Source organism: Kitasatospora sp. NPDC091276 (genome assembly GCF_040684355.1).
Lineage (GTDB): Bacteria > Actinomycetota > Actinomycetes > Streptomycetales > Streptomycetaceae > Kitasatospora.
Genome location: NZ_JBFBFU010000001.1, coordinates 121752 through 144048 on the forward strand (window position 1 = coordinate 121752; position 22297 = coordinate 144048).

Genomic DNA, 22297 nt, shown 5'->3' on the forward strand with positions numbered 1-22297 from the left:
GCGCGCGTTGGAGCATGGCGCGGTCGGCGGCGCCCTCGGCGGGCGCGGCCGGGTGTGCACGACCGAAAGGAACCCCCGCCATGTCCGCTGCCCAGTGGCCCCGCCCCCGGGTGCTCGTCGTCGGGATCGACGGCGTCCGCCACGACTACCTGGAGCACGTGCCGATGCCGCGCCTCCAGGAGCTCGCCGAGGCCGGGTTCCTGGTGCCGGTGACCGTGGCGGACACCACGCCCACCATGTCCGGGCCGTGCTGGGCCACCATCGTCACCGGCGTCGAGCCCGCCAAGCACGGCGTCTGGGGCAACCACCTCGGCGGCAACCGGCTCGACGTGTTCCCCGACTTCGCCACCCGGCTCGCCCGCGGCGACCGCCGCCGCACCTTCGTCGCGGCCGGCTGGGACCCGCTGATGATCAACGAGTCCGGCGGCCCGCTGTTCCGCGCCCCCGGCCGGCTCTCGTACATCGCCCCGGCCGAGGACACCCCCGAAGCCTGGGAGGCCGTCGACGAGGAGGTCACCCGCGAGGCCGTCCACGTCCTGGGCACCGCCGACCCGGAGGCCTCCTTCGTCTACCTCGGCGCCGTCGACGAGACCGCCCACTTCCTCGGCTGCGGCGACGAGTACCGGGCGGCCATGCGCACCGCCGACGAACGGCTCGGCCGACTGCTCGACGCCGTGCGCGGTCGCGCCGACCACGCCGACGAGCAGTGGACCGTCATCGTCGTCACCGACCACGGCCACGTCGACGCCGGCGGCCACGGCGGTCGCACCGTCGAGGAGCGCACGGCCTGGGTCGCCTGCGCCGGGCACGGCATCCCGGCCGGCCCGCCCACCGGGGAGATCCGCCACCCGGACGTCGCCGCCCAGGTGTACGCCTCGCTGCTGCGCCCCATCGACCCGCACTGGACCCTCGACGGCCGGCCCTTCCCGGTCGCCCGGCCGGTGCCGGAGACGGTGTCGGCGCCGATCTGACCGGTGCTCTGATCGGCGGTCCGGTCGGTGCTCTGACCAGCGATCCGACCAGCGAAACGACCGGCGATCCGACCGGGGCCGGCACCGTCGCCGACCCCGGGACCGACGACGCCTCAGGGGCGCGCTGATGCATCCGGGTGCAGCAGGCCGGGCTGCGCCGGAGGCCGGCTTGAGTGACGCTCGATCGAGGCCCGGGCGGCACTCGAAGACGGTGTGCCAGCCTGGGCGCCCCGCCGTGTAACCCCGAGACCGGGTCGCTGGACATACCTCTGAAGGTGGAGACGGTACCCCGTGGGATGGAGACAAGATCGCGACCTCGTGGTGACGCTCCGGAGGGACGGCAAGGGCCACGATGGATACACCCGGACGGCAGACCTCGCCGACCGGACCGGAACCGGAGACGGAGAGGACAGACGGGCATGAAGGGCATCGTGAGCAAGGTCGCACTGGGAGTCGCGGGCACCGGCATGGCCGTCGCCGTGGCGGCCGTGGCAATCGGCCCGAGGGTGTCCGAGTGGTACGACGGACGCCACCAGGAGCAGGCCACCTACGACACCGGCAGCCAGGCCAAGGCCGAGCGCCGTTCGATGCCGACCTGGCTGCCTGACAACGCCTCTTCGGTGAAGTACCTGATGTCCACCACCGGCGACGACCGCCTGCTGCGCGCCACCCTCCCGGAAGGTCGGCTGCCCGTCGGCTGCAGCACCGGCCTGCCCGGCAAGTCCGCGCACTCGGTGCCGCTGTCGCTCAAGGCAGGCTGGTTCCCCGAGGGCGTCGCGGCCAAGGCCAGTGGCACCTGCGGGCACTACAACGTGACGCTCACCGGCAACCAGCTCTACGCGTGGCAGGACGGCGCGGCGGTGCAGGCGGCCCTGCGCGCGGAGCGGCCCACCAAGCACTGAGCCGGGCACCCTGCGCTGAGCCGGGCACCCTGCGCTGAGCCGGGCACCCTGCGCTGAGCCGGGTTCCGCGCACCGCGCCGGGTGCCCGCACCGAGCAAGCCGTGAGGCTCCGAGTACGCCGTCAGGCTCCGACCGGCCCGCCGGGCACCGACAGGTGCGGGCGGGCCGTCGTCGTGCGCGGGTGCCGTCGGTGTGGCCGACGGTGGACCAGCGCGAGGGCCCCCGCTGTCGGAAACGGCCGGGGCTGCGATAGGACGGAGCGTGGACAAACCCGTCCCGCTCCCGTCCCGTCCCGTTCCCCGTTCCGTGAGGAGCCCCATGCCCGGCCCGACCGTCGGCCCTGCCGGCGACACGTCGACCGCTCCCTCCGCCGCCCCCACCACCGGCCAGTCCCGCCCCGGCCGGGCCACCATCGCCGTCCTGGGCGGTCTCGTGGCGCTCGGCCCGCTCACCACCGACCTCTACCTGCCCGGGCTGCCCGAGATCGCCGACGACCTGGTCGCCGAACCGGCCGCCGTCCAGCTCACCCTCACCTTCTCCATGTTCGGGGTCGCGGCCGGGCAGTTGCTCTTCGGACCGCTCAGCGACCGCTACGGCCGCCGGCCGCCGCTGCTCGCGGGGCTCGTCCTCTACACCCTGGCCAGCGTCGTGTGCGTGATCGCGCCGAGCCTGACGGTGCTGATCATCGCCCGCTTCATCCAGGGCGCGGCCGGATCCGCCGGGCTGGTCATCGGCCGGGCCGTCGCCCGGGACCGCTTTCAGGGCGTCGCGATGCTGCGGTTCCTGGCCTCCATCGCGCTGATATCCGGGCTGGCGCCGATCCTCGCCCCGATCCTCGGCGCGCAACTGATGCGGTTCACCTCGTGGCGCGGCACCTTCGGCGCGCTGACCGCGCTCGGGCTGCTCCTGACCCTGGCCGCCTTCGGGGCGCTGCGCGAGACCCTGCCGACGCAGAACCGGGGCACCGGCGGGGTGGGCGCGGCGCTGCGCACGATGGGGCGGTTGCTGCGCAACCTGCCGTTCCTCGGGCTGGCGCTGACCAGCGCCTTCGCCTTCGGTGCGCTGTTCGGCTACATCAGCGGGTCGTCCACGGTGCTTCAGCACGTGTACCAGGTCTCGCCGCAGACCTACAGCCTGCTGTTCGGGGCGAACTCGCTGGCCATCGTCGTCATGACGCAGTTGAACGGACGGGTGCTCGCGCGCCGCTTCGCCCCGCGGGGGCTGATGCTGGCCGGGCTGGCGACGGCGGTGGTCGCCGGGGTGGCGCTGGTGCTGCTGACGGCGGTCTGGGACTTCGGGCTGGTCGGGTTCTGCCCGCCGTTGTTCGTGATGATGGGCAGCATGGGTGTGGTCCTGCCTAACACGGCCGCGCAGGCGCTCAGCCTGGTCGAGCCGCGGGCGGCCGGGACGGCGTCGGCGCTGCTCGGCACCGGCAACTTCCTGTGCGGGGCGGTGGTCGCACCGCTGAGCAGCCTCGGCGGCCGGCCGTCGGCGGTGCTGCTGGCGGTGGTCGTCCTGGCGAGCGGGGTGCTGGCGATGGCGGCGTACGTGACGCTGTGTCGGCCCGGGCGGATGAGAACGGCGGAGGTCGAGGTGGTGGCCGGGAGCTGACGGCCGCCGGCCGGCGACGAACAACAAGCAGAAAACAGATAACAGCTGACAGATGATGAAATCTGTCAGCTGTTATCTGTTATTCGTTCCCTGTCAGCCGTCAGCCGTCAGCCGTCAGCCGTCAGGCGTCGGGCGTCGCGCGTCGGGCGCAGCTCAGGCGATCGAGAAGTCGTCGCCGAAGACGTTGCCCTGGCCGTACCAGCCGTGCAGGTACACGGTGACGGTGCCGGAGGCGCCGGTGGTGAAGGGGACGGTCAGCTTGGTCCAGCCGGAGGCGTTGGTCCAGGAGCTGGCGGTGGCGTCACCGCTGACGCCGAGGTACGCGTAGTTGCCCTGCACCCAGCCACTCAGCGTGTAGCTGGTGTTGGCCTTCAGCGTGACGGTCTGCGAGCACTCGCCGGTCTGGCCGGCGGTCGCCGCCGCCTGGAGCGCGTAGGAGCCGGAGTGGACCGGGGTGGAGACCACGGCGCCGCCGCTCTGGCAGGTCCACGGGGCGAGGCTGCCGGTCTCCAGACCGCCGTTGACCAGGCCGGTCGGCGGCGGGGTCGTCCCGGTGACGGTCAGCGCGTACGTGGCGGTGTGGGTGCCGGACGGCCCGGTGGCGGTCACGGTGAGCGGATAGCTGCCCGCCGTGGTGGCCGAGGTGGTGGCGATGTTGAGGGTGGCGCCGGTGCCGGCGGTGACGCTGCCGGGGGTGACGGTGGCGGTGACGCCGGCCGGGGCGCCGCTGACCGACAGGTTGAGGCTCTGCGCCGAGCCCGCCGTCACTGCCGTGGCGACGGCCGCCGACGTGGACGAACCAGCTGCCACGGTACCGGAGTTCGGGTTCACCGCGACCGAGAAGTCGTTGCCGGGCTGGGTGCCCGTGACGTTCAGGGTGAAGACGCCGGTGTGACTGCCGGAGGCCGCGCTGCCGGTGACCGTCAGCTGGTAACTCCCGGGCGCCACCGCCGAGGTGGTGGTGACGTTGAGGGTGGCGCCGGTGCCGGCGGTGACGCTGCCGGGGGTGACGGTGGCGGTGACGCCGGCCGGGGCGCCGCTGACCGACAGGTTGAGGCTCTGCGCCGAGCCCGCCGTCACTGCCGTGGCGACGGCCGCCGACGTGGACGAACCGGCCGTGACCGTCGCGGAGTTGGGGTTGACGGCCACGGAGAAGTCGTTGGTCACCGTCGAGCCGCTGGTGAACGGCGCGAAGATGTGGGTGAAGTCCCAGGTGTTCTGGCTGATGCCGGAGCAGGAGTCGTCCCCCGCCTTGCCCGGGCAACCGCCGTTGTCGCGCTGGAGCGCCCAGAAGGACAGCGTGTTGATGCCCTTCGACACCGCCCAGTTGTAGACGGTGGTGGCGTTGGCCACGGTGAAGGTCTCGGCCGCGCCGTAGTCGTCGATGCCGGGCATCTCGGTGATCCCGATCGAACCCCACAGCTGGGCGGGGGTCTTGGACGGGTAGAGCTTGGCGAGCTGGTTGTAGAGGCCCTGCGCGGAGGTCTGGGTGTCGGCCGCCATGTCGTGGGTGGCGCCGTCGTAGTAGTCGAAGGTCATCATGTTGACGACGTCGATCCGGGCGTTGTTGCTGACCGCGTTCTTCAGCACGGCGAGACCGCTGGAGGCGAGCCCGGTGGTGGTGGTCGGCAGCGTGTAGGAGAACTGGACGTTCCGCCCGTTGGCGGCGGCCCAGTCCTGCACGATCTTGATCGCCTTGTTGCGGCGGTCGATTCCGGCCGTGTTGGTCAGCGAGTTGTCCTCGATGTCGAGGTCGATCCGGCTGACGTCGTAGGTGGTGACGAGGTTCTCGAAGGCTGCTGCGATCTGGTTGACGTCGGTGCAGCTGTCGGCCAGTTCGGTGCCGGTGTTGTCGGCGGTGTAGCCGCCGAAGGAGGGGATCACGTCCCCGCCGTTGGCCCGGATGGTGGCGATGTCGGCGCCGAAGGTCGAGGAGGAGACCGGCTTGGAGGTGTCGCCGTTCCAGTACGGGGTGCAGGAGCCCTTGGTGGCGGCCTGGAGGAACGCCATCGTCAGGTGCTTGGCCCCGGACTGGGCGGCCAGGGCGGCGGGGCTCTGCCCGGTCCAGGACTCGAAGTAGGGGGCGAAGACCCGGCTGGGGAGCGGGGTCGCGGCCTGGGCGGAGCCCGTCCCGGCGGCGACCAGGCCGGCCGAGGCGGCCAGCGTGGCACAGGCTGTCAGGGCCGCCTGGATGGTTCTGCGTAGACGCATGGATTCTCCAACATACGTGGTGGGGCAGGACGTTGGGGATGCGCGCATGATCGGGGCGCGACGGCCGTGTGGGGTCGGCTGCGCGGGCCCGGACGTGCGGACGTGTGGGTGTGCGGACGTGCGGGTGTGCTGACGTGCGGGACTGCTGGGTGTCCGGATGTGCGGGCGCGCGGAAGCCCACCGACTCGCGCGGAGGCGGGTGGCGGGTACGCGTGTGCGCACGCCGTACGGAGCGGGGGTGGTGCGGGACAGGGCAGGGCAGTGCCTCAGCCGCCGGTGGTCACACCCCCACAGTGCATCCCGGTCGGATCGACATGCTTATGGTTGGACTAGACCACTGGTCTGTCAAGAGACCTAACAGTTCGTCAACACACCGCCCTCGTGGCCGAAGGGCCGTCCGATCGGCCGGGTGTGCGCGGTGCGGCCGGGGCTGTGGAGGTGGGCGGTGCGGCGGAGGTGGCCGGTGGGGCGGGTCGGCCGCGCTGCCGAAGGGCGGATGCGCCGAAGGACGGATCCGCCGAAGAGCGAAGGTGCCGTGGCCGCGCGCCCGTCGGCGGGAGCGCGGCCACGGCGGCCCGGTGCTCAGGACACCGGGCGGTTCGGGTGGACGCTCCGGGTCACGCCGGCGGCGGGCAGAGGGTGGTCCGCAGCGCGTCGTTGATCTTCGCGGCGGTGTCCGGTCCGAAGCCCTGCGGGTGGTCGGGCGAGGTGAAGCGCTGGTTGGCCAGCTCGACCAGCTTGGACTTGTCCTTGGGGAACTGGAACAGCGCCTGGCACTGGTTCCGGGCCCGGTCCACGGCCTGGTCCGGCTTGCCGCCGACGATTGCCGGGTCGATCGCGTCCAGCGCGGCGACCAGCTTGCCGGTCAGGTCGGTGCCCGGCTTTCCGGGCAGGCCGGCGTCGCTGGGGGGCGTGGGCTTGGCCGGGGCGGGGGCTCCGGGGGAACCGGAGTCCGGGGCGGGGGCCGAGGGGCTGTCGGGCGCGGGCGCCGAGGGGGAGGCGGCCGGGTCGGGCGCGGAGGCCGAGGGCGACTCGGGCGCCGGCGGCGTCGAGGCGGTGCCGGGGGCGGGAGCCGAGGCGGCGGCCGGGGTGGTGGGGGAGCCGGCCGCGGCGGTGGCCGGGTGGGGGCCCGGTCCGGAGCTGGAGCAGGCAGCGAGGCTCACCGCGGCGAATGCCGTGAGGGTGGCGGCGAGGAGACGAGTGCGCATGGCGTCACACTGTCATGTCCGCGGCGCCGAAGGGAAGATCCTCCCGCGAGCGCGGACGGCCCGGGAGGGTGACCTCCCGGGCCGCCGACTCGCCGCGTTCGCAAGACACGGGCGAGGCGCCAGCGAGGCACGGCCGGGGCGCGGGCGAGGCGCCAGCAAGGAACGGCCGGGGCGCGACCGGGCACGGCCAAGGGGCCGGCCGAGGCGTGGTCAGCCGAGGCCGTTGGCCTTCAGCCAGTCCTTGGCCACCGCCGACGGGTCGTCCTTGTCGATCGCGACGCGCTTCATCAGCGCCGTCAGCCCCGCCGTGTCGAGCTTGGCCGAGACCGCGTTGAGGGCCGCCGTCGCGGTGGGGTTCACGCTCGCCTTGTTGACCAGCGGGGTGACGTTCTGCGCGCCGAAGAGGTTCTTCGGGTCGGTCAGCGGGACGAGCTTCAGCTGGACGATCTTCGGGTCGGTGGTGAACACGTTGCCGACCTGGATGGTGCCGTCCTTGAGCGCGTTCGCGGTGGCGTCGCCGGTGGGCTTCCACTCCTTGAAGTTCAGCCCGTAGACGTCCTTGAGCTGCTGCTCGCGGCGGGACTTGAACTCCGGCGGACCGCCTATCGTGAACTCGCCCGCCTTGGCGGCCAGGTCGGCGATGCTCTTGAGGCCGTACTTGTCGGCGTTCTCCTGGGTGACGCTGAGCGAGTCCTTGTCCTCGGCGGGGGATGAGTCGAGGATCCCCAGCGCGGCGGGCAGCGTCTTGGCCAGCGCCGCGTTCACCTCCTCGGTGGTGGCGGCGGTGGACTTGGCGTCCAGGTAGGCGAGCAGCGAGCCGTTGTACTCGGGCAGGACGCTCAGGCTGCCGCTCTGGAGCTGCCCGTAGAGCACCTCGCGGCTGCCGATGTTGAACTTCTCCTCGACCTTGACGCCCTTGGCCTTGAGGGCCTGCGAGTAGATCGAGCCGAGCAGCACGTTCTCCGGGAAGTTCGCCGAGCCGACGACCACCGTCGAGCCGGCGCCGGCGCCCGAGGCGGCGGGGGAGCCCGCCGCGGAGCCGCCGCCGAGCGGGTCGCCGCCGCCGGAGGAGCCGCAGGCGGTGGCGCCGAGGGCGAGTGCGGCGAGCGTGCCGAGGACGACGGCGCGCCTGCTTCCGTGGTTTGTCGACATGGTGACAGATGTCCTTCCGGAGAGGATGGGGAACGAGGTTCAGCGGGCCCGGCGCTGGGCGCGCATCCCGGGCGGGAGCGCGTACCGGGCGAGCAGGGCGAAGAACAGCTGGGCGCCGACCGCGAGCAGCACCACCAGCAGCGCGCCGCCGACGGTGACGGCGTACTTGCGGGTGGCCAGTCCGTCGATGACGTAGCGGCCGAGGCCGCCCAGCCCGACGTACGCGGCCACGGTGGCGGTCGCGATCACCTGGACGGTCGCGGTGCGAAAGCCCGCCAGCAGGGTCGGCGCCCCGGACGGCAGGCAGACCTGCCACAGCACCTGCGGGTGGGTCAGCCCGATGCCGCGCGCCGCGTCCCGGACGTCCGGGTCGGTGCCGCGCACCCCCTCGACGGCGGCCACCAGCAGCGGCGGCGCGGCGAGCGCGACCAGCGGGATCAGCACGGCCGTGTCCCCGACCCCGCCGAGCAGCACCGCCAGCGTCACCAGGCCGAGCGTCGGCAGGGCGCGGGTGGCACCGGCGAAGGCCGTCACGAGCGTGACGCCGCGCCCGGTGTAACCGATCAGCAGCCCGAGCGGCACGGCGAGCAGCGCCGCGCACAGCAGGGCCTCGCCGGAGAGCACCAGGTGCTCGGTGATCCGGTGCACGATCGAGTCCGGGCCGCTGCGGTGGTCGGGGGCGGAGAAGAAGTCGCCCAGCCAGTTCAGCCAGTTCACGAACCGGCTCCCTTCTCCCGGACGGCCCAGGGCGCGAGCAGCCGGCGGGCGCCCACCAGCAGCAGGTCGACGGCCAGCGCGAGGGCGGCGATCAGCGCGATGCCGGCCACGATCGGGGTCGGGAACGTGCGCTGGAAGCCGTCGATGAACAGGTAGCCGAGCCCGCCGCGCCCGATCAGCGCGCCGACGCTGGCCAGCGAGATGCTGGACACCGCCGCGACCCGCAGCCCGGCGATCAGGTACGGCACGGCGGCGGGCAGCTCGACGGAGGTCAGCCGGTGCCACGGCCCGTACCCCATCGCGGTGGCGGCCTGCCGGACCGGGTCCGGGACGGCGCGCAGGCCGTCCACGGTGGTCGGCAGCAGCACGGCGAGCGCGTAGAAGGTGAGCGGGATCATCACGGTGGCCTGGGTGGCGAGGCCGGTGTAGGGGATGAGCACCACGAACACGGCCAGCGAGGGCAGCGCGTAGACGACGTTGAAGACGGCGGACAGCGGTTGGTACAGCCGGGGGAAGCGCGTGCAGGCCAGGCCCAGCGGGACGGCCAGCAGCAGGCCGATGAGCACCGGGACCAGGGCGATCACGGCGTGGTCGGCGAGCAGGTCGCCGAGGTAGCCGAGGTGGTCGCCGATCCAGTACCAGCGGACGATCGGTTCACCGTCCACCGGCCGCCCCGTCCGTGAGGTCACCGGCCGCCGCGCCGGCTGCCGCACCGCCCGCCGCGTCCACAGGGCCACCGGCTCCCGCACCGCCCGCCGCGCCCGCACCGCCCGCCGCGCCCGCTGCGTCGGCCGCCGCGGCGGCCACAGGGGCGGACAGCGCGGCGAGGACGGCCTCGCGGCTCGCGGTGCCGGTGGCCCGGCCGTCGGCGTCCAGGGCCACGGCGGCCCCGGCGGGGGAGAGGACGGCGGCGTCCAGTGCGGTGCGCAGGGTGTCGGCGTCCGGCCGGTAGCCGGAGACCGGGTGCAGCTCGGCGGTGGCGGCGTCGCGGTCGATCCAGCCGATCGGGCGGCGCTCGTCGTCCAGCGCCAGCTCCCAGCCGCCGTAGCGCAGCCCGTCGGCCACCGGGCGGACGGCGACGGTGGTCGCGGGGCGCAGGGCGAGGCCGCGCAGGCCCCGGTCGCGGCCGAGGAAGGCGGCCACGCCGTCGTCCGCGGGGGTGGTGAGCAGGGTGTGCGGGTCGGCGAGCTGGGCGATCCGGCCGTGTTCGCGCAGGACCACCACCTGGTCGCCGAGCCGGACGGCCTCCTCGATGTCGTGGGTGACGAACAGCACCGTCTTGTGCAGCTCGGACTGGAGCCGCAGCAGTTCCTCCTGGAGCCCGGCGCGTACCACCGGGTCGACGGCGCTGAACGGCTCGTCCATCAGCAGCACCGGCGGGTCGGCCGCGAGGGCGCGGGCCACGCCCACCCGCTGCTGCTGGCCGCCGGACAGCTGGAACGGGTACCGCTTGCCGGTCTCGGGAGCGAGCCCGACCAGTTCGAGCAGTTCGGCGGCCCGGGCGCGGGCCTTCTTGCGGTCCCAGCCGAGCAGGTAGGGCACGGTGGCGACGTTGTCGATCACCTTGCGGTGCGGGAACAGGCCGGCCTGCTGGATCACGTAGCCGATGCCACGGCGCAGCTTGGCGGGCTCCAGTTCGGCGACGTCCGTGTCGTCCAGCAGCACCCGGCCCGAGGTCGGCTCGACCATCCGGTTGACCATGCGCAGCAGGGTGGTCTTGCCACACCCGGACGGTCCGACCAGGACGGTTATCCGACCGGTCGGGACGTCCAGGTCCAGGCCCTCGACGGCGATGGTGCCGTCGGGGTGGCGCTTGCCGGCGCCCTCGAATCTGATCACGGGGAGTTTCCTCGTCAGGGCGCCCCGGGGAGGCGGCGCCTGTTTCGGTCGTACGGTTGATGGCGGTTCGTCGACAAGCGGCGACGGCGTGGGCCGTACCGGCCGCTGCCGTGACGGCGTCTGTCGGATCGACCGCCCGGGCGTTCTTCCGCCCGCGTGGCTGCCCAGCTTCAGACCGGCGGAAACTCTGATCAGACTATGACCTGCATCATCTCCTGTCTCTCACTTACCACCCGGCACGGGGCCCGGACCCCGCCTCCGGACGGCCCCGGCCGACCGGAGGCCCGACGTTCCGGCAGGTCAGAGGGGCGGGACACGGACACCCTGACGGCGGGTCGAGGGCTCGGGCCCCGGACGATCAGCCCGTCAGCCGCCGAGCGCCCCGGCCCTCCAGGTTCTCAGCCGCTCTGGCGCGTCGGCAGCCCGGAGGCCGCCCAGCCGACGAAGCCGCCGTCCAGATCGGTCGCCCGGTGCAGCCCCAGCTCGCGCAGCGAGGCCGCCGCCAGGCTGGAGGCGTACCCCTCCGAGCAGACCACGATCACCTCGACGTCGTAACCCGACGCCTCGGGGATCCGGTGACTGCCCGTCGGGTCCAGCCGCCACTCCAGGACGTTGCGCTCGATGATCAGCGAGCCGGGGATCTCCCCCTCCGCCGCCCGCTGCGCCGCCGGACGGATGTCCACCAGCAGCGCGCCGTCCAGCTGCGACTGGTACGCCTCCCGGGCACGCGGACGGTGGACGCCCTCGCGGGCCCGCTCCACCAGGTCGTCGATCGTGGTCACCATTGCTCCGGTCCTTCCTCCGAGGTGCGGACGAGCCCGCCGGCCCGCAGGTCGTAGTGCGCCATCGAGCCCAGCGGGGGCGAGTAGGCGTGCAGGGTCACGGCCGGGCCGGACGCGGTGTTGCGCACGTCGTGCACGTACTCGGGGCCGAAGGCGCGGGCGGTGCCGGCCGGGACCCGGCGGATCAGCAGGCCCTGCTCCGGCCCGCCGAGGGACAGCTCCTCCAGCTCGCCGAGGGCGACGGTGAACGCGCCGCGCGAGCCGCCGTGGTCGTGGAAGCCGGTGGACTGGCCGGGCAGCCAGCTGATCAGCCACACCTCGTGGTCGTCGTCGGCCACCAGCCGCCGGTACCAGCGTTCCTCGGTGGAGAGCCGGACGAGGTGGATCCACTGGTCGGGCTGTTCGGCCAGTTCGCGGACGACGGTGCGCAGGGCGCTCGGGGTGAGCGGCGCGCGGGTCTCCTCGGTGGCGGTGGCGGTGGCGGCGGCCTTGGCTGTTCTGGCCGGTGCCGGTGCCGGGGCTTGGGCGGCAGCGGGTTCGTCGGGGGCGAGGTTCAGGCTCATGGGGGCGTCCTCGGGTGCAGCGGGAACGTCGGCGGGGTGCGCCCTGGTCCGGCGGCGGGCGAGGGCGCGGGCCGACGGAGCGGCACGGCACGCGCGGATGCGCCGGGCGGGGCGGGAATCAGAACGCTGGGTGCGGGTGTGCGGCGCGGGCCCTGGTGGACGTCACAGGGCGGGGGCAGCGGGGAGAGTCAAGGTCAACAGGCACAGATGGAACTCGCCTGGCGTCGCAGATCGACGTGCAGGCGGCAGACCAGAGTGGTGCCGGTGTCCATGCGCCGGATCCTTCCCGAGCCAACCGGACGAAGTCAAGCCGGATGGGGCCGGCCGCCGCCGGCTGCGCCGCACTGCTCCACCCCCGGCCGACCGGCCGTCGAGCCGTTCTGGACCGGAACCGTCGAACGGCACTCGCATGCGTAAGGACCCCACGCGCGGGGTAAATGATCGTTTCATCCCATCCAGAACCCTCTGCGTGTCCGCGTCACGAGATCGCCCCAGATGCGTTACCGCCAACGTATTGTCAGGCCACCGAGGCCCGGCCTACGGTCTACAGACCGCTTTCTACGCACGTAGACCCCTGCGGATCCCCGGCGGTCCGCAGACGAGACCCGCCCGCCCCGTCAACCCTCAGACCGCAGGCCCGACCCCATGGCCGGGCGGCGGAGTTGCGGAGGTATCCATGTCGCAGATCGTCCGTGCCGCGCTCGTCCAGACCCGCTGGACCGGCGACCAGGAGAGCATGATCGCCCTTCACGAGCGGTACGCCCGCGAGGCCGCCGCCCAGGGCGCGAAGATCATCGGTTTCCAGGAGGTCTTCAACGCCCCGTACTTCTGTCAGGTCCAGGAAGCCGAGCACTACCGCTGGGCCGAAGCCGTCCCCGACGGCCCCACCGTCCGCCGGATGCAGGACCTCGCCCGTGAACTCGGCCTGGTGATCGTCGTCCCGGTCTACGAGGAGGAACAGGCCGGGGTCTACTACAACACCGCCGCCGTCATCGACGCCGACGGCAGCTACCTCGGCAAGTACCGCAAGCACCACATCCCGCAGGTCAAGGGCTTCTGGGAGAAGTACTACTTCAAGCCCGGCAACCTCGGCTGGCCCGTCTTCGACACCGCCGTCGGCAAGGTCGGCGTCTACATCTGCTACGACCGCCACTTCCCCGAGGGCTGGCGCGCCCTGGGCCTGGCCGGAGCGCAGATCGTCTACAACCCCTCCGCCACCAGCCGAGGCCTCTCCGCCTACCTCTGGCAGCTGGAACAGCCCGCCGCCGCCGTCGCCAACGAGTACTTCGTCGCCGCCATCAACCGCGTCGGCACCGAGGAGTACGGCGACAACGACTTCTACGGGACCTCCTACTTCGTCGACCCGCGCGGCCAGTTCGTCGGCGACGTCGCCTCCGACAAGGAGGAGGAGCTCGTCGTCCGCGACCTCGACCTCGGCCTGATCGAACAGGTCCGCCAGCAGTGGGCGTTCTACCGGGACCGCCGCCCCGACGCCTACGGACCGCTCGCCGAGGCCTGAGGAGCAGCGCGATGACCACCCGCGACCCGCACCAGCGCACCATCGTCCGCGGCGGCCTCGTCATCACCGCCGCCGACGAACTCCACGCCGACGTCCTCATCGAGGGCGAACGCATCGCCGCCCTCGCCACCACCGGCGGCTCCGCCGCCGAGGCCTGGAGCGCCGACACCGTCATCGACGCCACCGGCCACTACGTCATCCCGGGCGGCGTCGACGCCCACACCCACATGGAACTGCCCTTCGGCGGCACCTCGGCCTCCGACACCTTCGAGACCGGCACCCGGGCCGCCGCCTGGGGCGGCACCACCACCATCGTCGACTTCGCCGTGCAGTCCGTCGGCGGCTCGCTGCGCGAGGGCCTGGACACCTGGCACGCCAAGGCCGACGGCAACTGCGCCGTCGACTACGCCTTCCACACCATCGTCTCCGACGTCAACGAGGGCGTCCTCAAGGAGATGGACGCCCTCGTCGACTCCGGCGAGTCCACCTCCTTCAAGCTTTTCATGGCCTACCCCGGCGTCTTCTACAGCGACGACGGCCGCATCCTGCGCGCCATGCAGCGCGGCGCGGTCAACGGCGGGCTGATCATGATGCACGCCGAGAACGGCATCGCCATCGACGTCCTGGTCGAACAGGCCCTCGCCGCCGGGCACACCGCACCCCGCTACCACGGCGAGGTCCGCCGTGAACTCCTGGAGGCCGAGGCCACCCACCGGGCCATCAAGCTCGCCCAGGTCGCCGGCAGCCCGCTCTACGTCGTCCACGTCTCCGCGGCCGCCGCCCTCGCCGAGCTCGTCCAGGCCCGCGACGTCGGGCTCAACGTCTTCGGCGAGACCTGCCCGCAGTACCTGTTCCTCTCCACCGACAACCTCGCCGAGACCGGTGCCGACGGCTTCGAGGGCGCCAAGTACGTGTGCAGCACGCCGCTTCGGCCGCGCGAGCACCAGGAGACGCTCTGGCGCGGACTGCGCGCCAACGACCTCCAGGTGGTCTCCACCGACCACTGCCCGTTCTGCTTCACCGGGCAGAAGGAACTCGGCCGCGGTGACTTCTCGAAGATCCCCAACGGCCTGCCCGGCGTGGAGAACCGGATGGACCTGCTCCACCAGGCCGTCGTGGACGGGCACATCACCCGTCGGCGCTGGATCGAGATCGCCTGCACCACGCCCGCCCGGATGTTCGGGCTGCACCCGCGCAAGGGCACCATCGCGCCCGGCGCCGACGCCGACCTCGTCGTCTACGACCCCACCGCCGTGCAGACCGTCTCCGCCGCCACGCACCACATGAACGTCGACTACTCGGCGTACGAGGGCCGCCAACTCACCGGCCGCGCCCGCACCGTGCTCTCGCGCGGCACCGTCGTGCTGGACGGCGAAACCTGGCTCGGCCGGGCCGGCCACGGCACGTTCCTGCGCCGCGACACCTGCCAGTACCTGACCTGACCACTCTCCCGCGCCGCCGCCCGGGCCTGTGCGCACGACCGCCCGGGCGGCGGAACCACCCTCCCCGGAGCCACCATGGACATCGGCCTCGTCCTGCAGACAGACCCGCCCGCCCGCCTGCTCATCGACCGGATGATCCGCGCCGAACAGGCCGGGTTCAGCCACGGCTGGACCTTCGACTCCTGCGTCCTGTGGCAGGAGCCGTTCGTCATCTACAGCCGGATCCTCGCCGAGACACGGCGGTTGACCGTCGGACCGATGGTCACCAACCCCTCCACCCGGACCTGGGAGGTCACCGCCTCCCTGTTCGCCACGCTCAACGACATGTACGGCAACCGCACCGTCTGCGGCATCGGTCGCGGCGACTCCGCCATGCGGGTCGCCGGACGCCACCCCGCCACCCTCGCCCGGCTCTCCCAGGCCATGCACGCCATCAAGGAGCTGGCCGAGGGGCGGACGGTCGAGGTGGACGGCACCGAGATGCACCTGCCGTGGGTCGGCCCAGGCGCCCAACTCCCCATCTGGATGGGCGCGTACGGGCCGAAGGCGCTCGCACTGACCGGTCGTCAGGCCGACGGGTTCATCCTCCAGCTGGCCGACCCGTACCTCACCGAGTACATGGTCAAGGCGGTGCGGTCCGCCGCGGCCGAGGCCGGCCGGGACCCGGACGCCGTCACCATCTGCGTCGCCGCCCCCGCCTACGTGACCGCCGACGACTCGCCCGCCGCGCTCGCCCACGCCCGGGAGCAGTGCCGCTGGTTCGGCGGGATGGTCGGCAACCACGTGGCCGACCTGGTCAGCCACTACGGCGCACACTCCGAGCTCGTCCCGGAGGCCCTCACCGACTACATCAAGGGCCGCCAGGGCTACGACTACAGCCACCACGGCCGGGCCGGGAACCCCGACACCGCCTTCGTGCCGGACGAGATCGTCGACCGCTTCTGCCTCATCGGCCCGCCGCAGGCCCAACTCGCCCGCCTGGAGCACCTCCGCTCCCTGGGCGTCGACCAGTTCGCCGTCTACGCCATGCACGACGCCGTCGAGGCCACCATCGACGCCTACGGGACCGACGTCATCCCGCACCTGTCCCGCCAACCCCAGACGTAACGCCATTCACGCGGAGGGGAGTTGCCCATGGCCGGCACCGCGACCAGCGGCGGCGGGCAGTGGCATCACTCCGACGGCCGGGTCGAACTCGAACCGGTCGCAGGAGAGTTGCCGTCCAACGGCTTCACCAACGGCGACCTGCGGCCGGTCCCGGTGGCACGGCGCACCTGGACCACCTACAACTTCCTGGCGCTCTGGGTCGGCATGGCCCACAACATCCCGTCCTGGACGCTCGCCTCGGGGCTCGTCGCGCTCGGCATGGACTGGAAGCAGGCCGTGCTGACCATCGCGCTCGCCAACCTCGTGGTGCTCGTGCCGATGCTGCTCACCGGGCACGCCGGGACGAAGTACGGCATCCCGTTCCCGGTGTTCGCCCGGGCCGCGTTCGGACTGCGCGGCGCCAACCTGCCCGCGCTCATCCGGGCGGCGGTGGCCTGCGCCTGGTTCGGCATCCAGAGCTGGATCGGCGGCGAGGGGATCTTCCTGCTGGCCGGCAAGCTGCTGGGCGAATCGTGGCGCACGGCAGCGGAGTTCGGCGGCTATCCATGGACGCAGTGGGTGTCGTTCCTGCTGTTCTGGCTGATCGAGATGGCCATCATCGCCCGTGGGATGGAGACCCTCCGGCGGTTCGAGAACTGGGCCGCGCCGTTCGTGATCGCCGGCGCGCTGGCGCTGCTGGCATGGATCACCGTGAAGGCGGGCGGGTTCGGTCCGCTGCTCGACCAGCCGTCCGAACTGGGCTGGGGCGGCGGGTTCTGGAAGGTCTTCTTCCCCGCGCTGATGGGCATGATCGGGTTCTGGTCGACCCTGTCGCTCAACATCCCCGACTTCACCCGCTTCGGGGGCAGCCAGCGCGCCCAGATCCGCGGGCAGGCGCTCGGCCTGCCGACCACGATGACGCTCTTCGCGCTGCTGTCCGTCCTCGTCACCTCCGGCTCGCAGGCCGTCTACGGCGCACCGGTGTGGGATCCGATCGAACTCGCCGCGAAGATGGAGAACCCGGTCGGCATCCTGTTCGCGCTGCTGACCGTCCTGATCGCGACGCTGTCGGTGAACATCGCCGCCAACGTCGTCTCGCCGGCCTACGACCTCGCCAACCTGCTGCCCCGGCTGGTCGACTTCCGTACCGGGGCGCTGATCACCGGCGTCGTCGGGATCGCGATCTTCCCGTGGAGGCTGATCTCCGACCCGCACGTGTACATCTTCACCTGGCTGGGTGTGGTCGGCGGCCTGCTCGGGACGGTGGCCGGGGTCCTGATCGCCGACTACTGGGTGCTGCGTGGCACCCGGCTGCAACTCGCCGAGCTGTACCAGCCGGGCGGGGCGTACTGGTACGCGGGCGGGTGGAACTGGCGGGCGGTGACGGCGCTGCTGGTCGGGGGCGTCCTGGCGATCGGCGGCTCGTACGGCGGGCCGTTCCCGGCGGACGGGCTGCTGCCCGTGTTCAAGCCACTGGCCGACTACGGCTGGGCGGTCGGCTTCGGGTCGGCCTCGGTGCTGTACCTCGTGCTGGGCGCTGTCCCGGGTGCCCGGCGGGTGGGCGGGCGCCACGGGCGGACGGCGGCGGACGGCTGGCAAGTGACAGCGGACGGATAACAGCGAACAGCAAACAGATAACAGATTTCGAAATCTGTTATCTGTTTGCTGTCACTTGTTCACTGCCGGTTGCCCGCTGTCATTCGCCCGTCGCTGCCCGGTCGACGGCCGCCAGCACCTTCGCCGCACCGTCCTCGGCCGCGAGCGTGGCCGCCGCCGCCCGGGCCTGGTCGCGGTAGCGGGGGTCGTCGAGGGCCTGGCGGATGGCGGCGGCGAGGCGTGCGGCGGTGAGGGCGTGCAGCGGTACCGGCCCGGGGGAGACGCCGAGGCGGGTGAGTCGGTCGGACCAGAACGGGGCGTCGAGCTGTGCGGGTACCGGGACGGCCGGCGTGCCGCAGCGCAGGGTGGCGGCGGTCGTGCCGGCGCCGGCGTGGTGGATCACGGCGGCCACGCGGGGGAACAGCCAGTCGTGCGGGGCGTCGCCGATGGTCAGGACGTCCTCCGCCTCGCCGGCTCCGAGGTCGCTCCAGCCCGACTGCAGGACGGCCCGGACCCGGGCGGCGCGGACCGCGGCGACCACCGTCGCGGTGAGCCGGGCGGGGTCGGGGACGACCAGGCTGCCGAAGCCGACGAAGACCGGCGGCGGTCCGGCGGCGAGGAAGTCGAGCAGTCGGGCCGGGGGGTACCAGTCCGGATCCCGTACCGGCCACCAGTAACCGGCCACGTCCAGCCCCGGGCGCCAGTCGGCGGGCCGCGGGACCACGGCGGGCGAAAACCCGTGCAGGACGGGGTACTTGCGCCTGGCGTGGGCGGCACCGAGCGGCGGTAGGCCGAGGCGGCGCCGCAGCCCGCGTACGGCGGGGGCGAAGAGCTGGTCGGTCGCGACCTGGACGGCGTGCCCCGCGAGCAGGTTGCCCGGGCGGCCGAGTGAGCGGGCACCGGTGACAGCGGGCGCGAACTCCCTGGTGGGGGAGAGGGGTTGGAGGTGTAGGCCGATGCTGGGAATGCCCGCAGCCTCGGCGGCGACCTGGCCGAGCGGGCTGGTGGTGCTGGTGGTGAGCAGCAGGTCGGTGCCGAGTGCCGTGGCGTCGGCGATGCCGTCGGCGAGCTCCGGCATGAACTTCCGCCCCAGCTTTAGAAGTTGCAGGACGGCGCGAGGTCCGGTGCCGGCCTGGAGCAGGCGCCGCCCCTCGGCGGAGGCGAGTTCGGCGCGCGGGTCGACCGGCAGCGGGCGGAACTCCAGCCCTGCGGTCCGCACCGAGGCGGCGAAGGTGGCGTGGGTTGCGACGGCCACCTGATGGCCGGCCGCCTGGAGGCGGGCGCCGAGCCCGGTGAACGGGGCCACGTCGCCCCGGGATCCGGCGGTGGCGATCAGGATGCGCATGGCCGCAGTATCCCGGCGCGGGTGCCCCGCCGGAAAGGTGCCGTGCCCGGAGCGGCCCGGTCCGGGGTGGCCGGTTCGGGCCGGTGCTCCCGCGGCGCCGGAACCGGGCGGTGGTGGGCGGCGTCCTTCCTGGCAGAGCGGCGGAACGGGGCCGCCGCGCCGTGGACGGGAGGGACAGATGAGCATCGTCGCGTGGATCGTGCTTGGCCTGCTGGCGGGGGCACTGGCCAAGCTGCTGCTGCCGGGGAAGGACCCGGGCGGCCTGATCGTGACAACCCTGATCGGTATCGCCGGCTCCTTCGTCGGCGGTTGGATCGCCTCGCACTTCCTGCACAGGTCGGTGACGGCGCACTTCTTCGACATGGCGACCTGGGTGTCGGCGATCGGCGGGGCCCTGGTGCTGCTGATCATCTACCGGCTGGTGTTCGGCAGCTCCCGACGCTAGCCCGGGCGCCGGGAACCGGCCCCGCGCCGACGCGGACACGGTGTCGCACAGCCGAGCCGGCCAGGCCCACGGGCCGGCCGGCTCGGCTCAGCGCGTCGGTGTCGACGCCTCCGCGACCCACTCCGGCAGGTCCTCGCGGGCGGCCAGCCAGGCGGTCGGCACCTCGGCGAGGCCGGTGCGAGCGGCTACCGCCCCGGCGGCGATCGCGCAGGTGGTGTCCGTGTCGCCCCAGCCCTCCAGGGTGTGCCAGATGGCCTCGGGCAGTGAGTCCAGGTGCCCGGCGGCGGACCAGAGGGCGAACGGGACGGTGTCCGGGGCGGAGATCATGAACCCGGAGCCGAGTACGTTGGCGGCCTGCCGGACGCTCGTGTGTCCGGGCAGCCGGGCGGCGATCCGTAGACCGGAGCGCACTTCGCCGTCCGGCAGACGCCCGGCCACCTCTGCCAGCAACTCGGCACGGCCGGGCGGGTTTTGGCCCCGGCTGCGGACAGCGAGTGCCGTGGCGAGGGCGACTGCCACCGCGCCCGCGACCGCCTCCGGGTGGAAGTGCGTGGTGAGTGCCTGGAGTTCGGCCTGCCGGGCGACGGCGTCCAGGTCGTCCGCGAACCAGGCGCCCAGTGGGGCGACCCGCATCGCGGCGCCGTTTCCGTACGAGCCCTGACCCTCGAACTGAAGCGAGGTGATGGCGCGCCAGTCCCCGCCGGCGCCGATCTCACGTAGTACCCGGTGCATCGACGGGCCGTACTTGCGCCCGTACTCGCGGGCGTACTCCTCGGCGAACTCGCCGGCCAGCGCATCCTGCCGGACCTCGCCCCAGGAGGCCAGGTGGCGGACGAGGACCAGCGCCATCGCGGTGTCGTCGGTCCAATGCCAGGGCGCCGGGCGGAGCCGGCGGGCGGCCAGCGCGGCGGGCGCCTCGTCGAGCGGGGCCGAGAACCAGCGGTCGCCGAAGGCGTCGCCGAGGGCGAGCCCCTGCAGACTGTCCAGGGTCGGACGGGGCGGAGGGGTCGGACGGGGCGGAGGGGTCGGACGGGCCGGACGCATGTCGTCCTCCAAGTGAGATCAACCGTGCGCGGCAGTCTGCCGGACGGCCGGGCCCGTCGGCGACCGGGTTTCGCTCCGGTGCCGGCGAGCCCGGCCGTCGGTGTCCGGGTTCAGGGGCGCCCGGGGCTTCGGAGGTCCGTCACTTGGCGAGCAGGCCGCCGAGGATGAGCTTCCAGAGGGCCTCGAAACGGTCCTCGATGGTCGGCTCGGACCACGAGGACGCGTACGCCGGGTCGTGGAAGGGGCCGGTGGCGTCGAAGACGGCGCGGGCCGTGGAGCGGATGTGGGCGAGCTTGAACTCCTTGCTCTCCATGCCGTCCTGGACGATCTGGGCGATCTGGGTGACCAGGGTGTCGATGTGGGCCTCGACGATGCCGCTGTTCTCCTCGACCAGCACCATGTAGGTGGCGAACAGCTCCGGGTCGTCCAGCGCCTTCTTCCGCTTGGCCGCGAACAGCGTCACCAGCCAGCGGTGCAGCCGCTCGACGGCCGAGCCGGCCTCGGTCGAGATGAAGGCGAGCTGGTGGTGCGCCTGGTCGAGCCAGCGCTGGGTGACCGCCTCGCGCAGCGCGGCCTTGCTCGGGAAGTGGCGGTAGACGCTGCTGTGGCTGACGCCGAGGATCCGGGCGACGTCCACGACGGTGGCCTTGGCCGGGCCGAACCGCCTGAGGACGTCCTCCGCCGCGATCAGGATCTGCTCGGCGGTGAGTGTGGTGTCCGTGGTCACGGGGAGGTCCGTCCTTAGGGTCGTGCGGTCGAGGGTGGTGCTGCCGTCCCCGGCCGTCGGGCCGGTTCCGGTGGGTCAGTGCTCGCTGTCCAGGTGCGCCATCTGGGCGGCAGCGTAGCGGTCGCCCGCTGCGGAGCCGGCGGGGACGGCCGCCTCGATGGCCGCGAGGTCGGCCGCGGTGAGCGTGACGTCCAGCGCGCCCAGCGCCTCGGTGAGGCGGTCGCGGCGGCGGGCGCCGACCAGCGGAACGACGTCCTCCCCGCGCGCGGCGACCCAGGCGATGGCGACCTGGGCGACGCTCGCCTCCTTCGCGGAGGCCACCGCGCGCAGTGCCTCGACGAGCGCGAGGTTGTGGGCCAGGTTGTCGCCCTGGAAGCGCGGGCTGTGGCCACGGAAGTCGGTGCCGGCCAGGGCGCGGCCCTGGTCCCAGTGGCCGCTGAGCAGGCCGCGCGAGAGCACGCCGTAGGCGGTGATGCCGATGCCGAGCTCGCGGGCGGTGGGGAGGATGGCGTCCTCGATCGAGCGGGAGATCAGCGAGTACTCGATCTGCAGGTCGCTGATCGGGTGGACGGCGGCGGCGCGGCGCAGGGTGTCGGCGCCGACCTCCGACAGGCCGATGTGACGGACGTAGCCGGCCTTCACCAGGTCCGCGATGGCGCCGACGGTCTCCTCGACCGGGACGTTCGGGTCCAGGCGGGCGGGGCGGTAGACGTCGATGTGGTCGGTGCGCAGTCGGCGCAGCGTGTAGGCGAGGGCGGTCTTGGTGGCGGCGGGGCTCGCGTCGTAGCCGAGCCACTGGCCGTCCGGGCCGCGCTGGGCGCCGAACTTCACGCTGATCTGCACGCTCTCGCGGGCGCGGCCGCGCAGGGCCTCGTGGATCAGCAGCTCGTTGTGGCCCATGCCGTAGAAGTCGCCGGTGTCCAGCAGGGTGACCCCGGCGTCGATCGCGGCGTGGATGGTGGCGATGCTCTCGGCCTCGTCGGCCGGGCCGTACAGGTCGGACATGCCCATGCAGCCGAGGCCGAGGGCGGAGGTGACCGGTCCGGAGGTGCCGAGGGTGCGCTGTGTGGGGCGGGAGGTCGTGGCCACGGGGACTCCAGGGGTGGGTGCGGCGATGGGTGGGGTGACCCGGAGTCC

General features: G+C 72.9%; 21 protein-coding genes. 8 read left to right on the forward strand and 13 right to left on the reverse strand.

Annotated features, from left to right (window positions below):
- Positions 1-80 precede the first annotated feature (80 nt).
- The 3 genes from AB0O19_RS00495 to AB0O19_RS00505 all read left to right on the forward strand — a co-directional run bounded on the left by AB0O19_RS00495 (position 81) and on the right by AB0O19_RS00505 (position 3484).
- Complete coding sequence (locus AB0O19_RS00495; protein ID WP_363616554.1) at positions 81-971, forward strand: alkaline phosphatase family protein; 891 nt, start codon at positions 81-83, stop codon at positions 969-971.
- A gap of 419 nt (positions 972-1390) precedes the next feature.
- The gene (locus AB0O19_RS00500; protein ID WP_363579474.1) at positions 1391-1873 is read left to right on the forward strand and encodes a hypothetical protein; all 483 of its coding nucleotides are present in this window, start codon (positions 1391-1393) and stop codon (positions 1871-1873) included.
- A 318-nt stretch (positions 1874-2191) separates the two neighbouring features.
- Entirely contained in the window at positions 2192-3484 is a 1293-nt protein-coding gene (locus tag AB0O19_RS00505) for a multidrug effflux MFS transporter (protein ID WP_363616556.1), read from the forward strand.
- Between the two features lie 153 nt (positions 3485-3637).
- On the opposite strand, the gene AB0O19_RS00510 is transcribed toward AB0O19_RS00505, so the two are convergent.
- The 9 genes from AB0O19_RS00510 to AB0O19_RS00550 all read right to left on the reverse strand — a co-directional run bounded on the left by AB0O19_RS00510 (position 3638) and on the right by AB0O19_RS00550 (position 12228).
- Positions 3638-5695 (reverse strand): glycosyl hydrolase family 18 protein, encoded by a 2058-nt coding sequence (locus AB0O19_RS00510; protein ID WP_363616558.1) that lies wholly within the window; start codon positions 5693-5695, stop codon positions 3638-3640.
- A 617-nt stretch (positions 5696-6312) separates the two neighbouring features.
- Positions 6313-6903, reverse strand: coding sequence for a hypothetical protein (locus tag AB0O19_RS00515; protein ID WP_363616560.1), 591 nt, complete (start codon positions 6901-6903; stop codon positions 6313-6315).
- A 210-nt stretch (positions 6904-7113) separates the two neighbouring features.
- Positions 7114-8055 (reverse strand): ABC transporter substrate-binding protein, encoded by a 942-nt coding sequence (locus AB0O19_RS00520; RefSeq protein WP_350875079.1) that lies wholly within the window; start codon positions 8053-8055, stop codon positions 7114-7116.
- A 39-nt stretch (positions 8056-8094) separates the two neighbouring features.
- Positions 8095-8772: an ABC transporter permease gene (locus AB0O19_RS00525; protein WP_363616562.1), complete on the reverse strand. Its 678-nt coding sequence runs from the start codon at positions 8770-8772 to the stop codon at positions 8095-8097.
- On the reverse strand, positions 8769-9437 hold the full coding sequence (locus AB0O19_RS00530) for an ABC transporter permease (RefSeq protein WP_363616564.1): 669 nt from the start codon (positions 9435-9437) through the stop codon (positions 8769-8771). The genes AB0O19_RS00525 and AB0O19_RS00530 overlap by 4 nt, the downstream gene beginning before the upstream one ends.
- Entirely contained in the window at positions 9427-10611 is a 1185-nt protein-coding gene (locus AB0O19_RS00535; RefSeq protein WP_363616566.1) for an ATP-binding cassette domain-containing protein, read from the reverse strand. Before AB0O19_RS00535 ends, AB0O19_RS00530 begins: the two co-directional genes overlap by 11 nt.
- 398 nt (positions 10612-11009) lie before the next feature.
- Positions 11010-11396 carry a rhodanese-like domain-containing protein gene (locus tag AB0O19_RS00540; RefSeq protein ID WP_363616568.1) on the reverse strand — a complete coding sequence of 129 codons (387 nt, stop codon included), beginning with the start codon at positions 11394-11396 and terminating at the stop codon, positions 11010-11012.
- Entirely contained in the window at positions 11390-11956 is a 567-nt protein-coding gene (locus AB0O19_RS00545; RefSeq protein ID WP_363616570.1) for a cysteine dioxygenase family protein, read from the reverse strand. The genes AB0O19_RS00540 and AB0O19_RS00545 overlap by 7 nt, the downstream gene beginning before the upstream one ends.
- Positions 11957-12150: 194 nt before the next feature.
- A complete protein-coding gene (locus tag AB0O19_RS00550) occupies positions 12151-12228 on the reverse strand; it encodes a putative leader peptide (RefSeq protein ID WP_106981192.1) in 78 nt (25 codons plus the stop codon).
- 404 nt (positions 12229-12632) lie between these two features.
- Between AB0O19_RS00550 and AB0O19_RS00555 the strand changes: the two genes are divergently transcribed.
- The 4 genes from AB0O19_RS00555 (at position 12633) to AB0O19_RS00570 (ending at position 17620) form a co-directional block, all read left to right on the forward strand.
- Positions 12633-13475 (forward strand): nitrilase-related carbon-nitrogen hydrolase, encoded by an 843-nt coding sequence (locus AB0O19_RS00555; protein ID WP_063349907.1) that lies wholly within the window; start codon positions 12633-12635, stop codon positions 13473-13475.
- An 11-nt stretch (positions 13476-13486) separates the two neighbouring features.
- Positions 13487-14917: a dihydropyrimidinase gene (gene hydA, locus AB0O19_RS00560; protein ID WP_363616572.1), complete on the forward strand. Its 1431-nt coding sequence runs from the start codon at positions 13487-13489 to the stop codon at positions 14915-14917.
- Between the two features lie 75 nt (positions 14918-14992).
- Positions 14993-16024: a TIGR03842 family LLM class F420-dependent oxidoreductase gene (locus AB0O19_RS00565; protein ID WP_363616574.1), complete on the forward strand. Its 1032-nt coding sequence runs from the start codon at positions 14993-14995 to the stop codon at positions 16022-16024.
- Positions 16025-16051: 27 nt separating this feature from the next.
- Positions 16052-17620: an NCS1 family nucleobase:cation symporter-1 gene (locus AB0O19_RS00570; RefSeq protein WP_363616576.1), complete on the forward strand. Its 1569-nt coding sequence runs from the start codon at positions 16052-16054 to the stop codon at positions 17618-17620.
- A gap of 79 nt (positions 17621-17699) precedes the next feature.
- Here AB0O19_RS00570 and AB0O19_RS00575 read toward each other — a convergent pair whose 3' ends face one another.
- Positions 17700-18944, reverse strand: a complete 1245-nt coding sequence (locus AB0O19_RS00575; protein ID WP_363616578.1) for a glycosyltransferase — start codon at positions 18942-18944, stop codon at positions 17700-17702.
- Positions 18945-19122: 178 nt separating this feature from the next.
- On the opposite strand from AB0O19_RS00575, the gene AB0O19_RS00580 reads away from it, so the two are divergent.
- Positions 19123-19389, forward strand: a complete 267-nt coding sequence (locus AB0O19_RS00580) for a GlsB/YeaQ/YmgE family stress response membrane protein (protein ID WP_350875097.1) — start codon at positions 19123-19125, stop codon at positions 19387-19389.
- 87 nt (positions 19390-19476) lie between these two features.
- Here the strand turns inward: AB0O19_RS00580 and AB0O19_RS00585 are convergent, their stop codons facing one another.
- The 3 genes from AB0O19_RS00585 to AB0O19_RS00595 all read right to left on the reverse strand — a co-directional run bounded on the left by AB0O19_RS00585 (position 19477) and on the right by AB0O19_RS00595 (position 22249).
- A complete protein-coding gene (locus AB0O19_RS00585; protein ID WP_363616580.1) occupies positions 19477-20433 on the reverse strand; it encodes an ADP-ribosylglycohydrolase family protein in 957 nt (318 codons plus the stop codon).
- A 139-nt stretch (positions 20434-20572) separates the two neighbouring features.
- A complete protein-coding gene (locus AB0O19_RS00590; RefSeq protein ID WP_363616582.1) occupies positions 20573-21160 on the reverse strand; it encodes a TetR family transcriptional regulator in 588 nt (195 codons plus the stop codon).
- Between the two features lie 75 nt (positions 21161-21235).
- Complete coding sequence (locus AB0O19_RS00595) at positions 21236-22249, reverse strand: aldo/keto reductase (protein WP_363616584.1); 1014 nt, start codon at positions 22247-22249, stop codon at positions 21236-21238.
- Positions 22250-22297 lie beyond the last annotated feature (48 nt).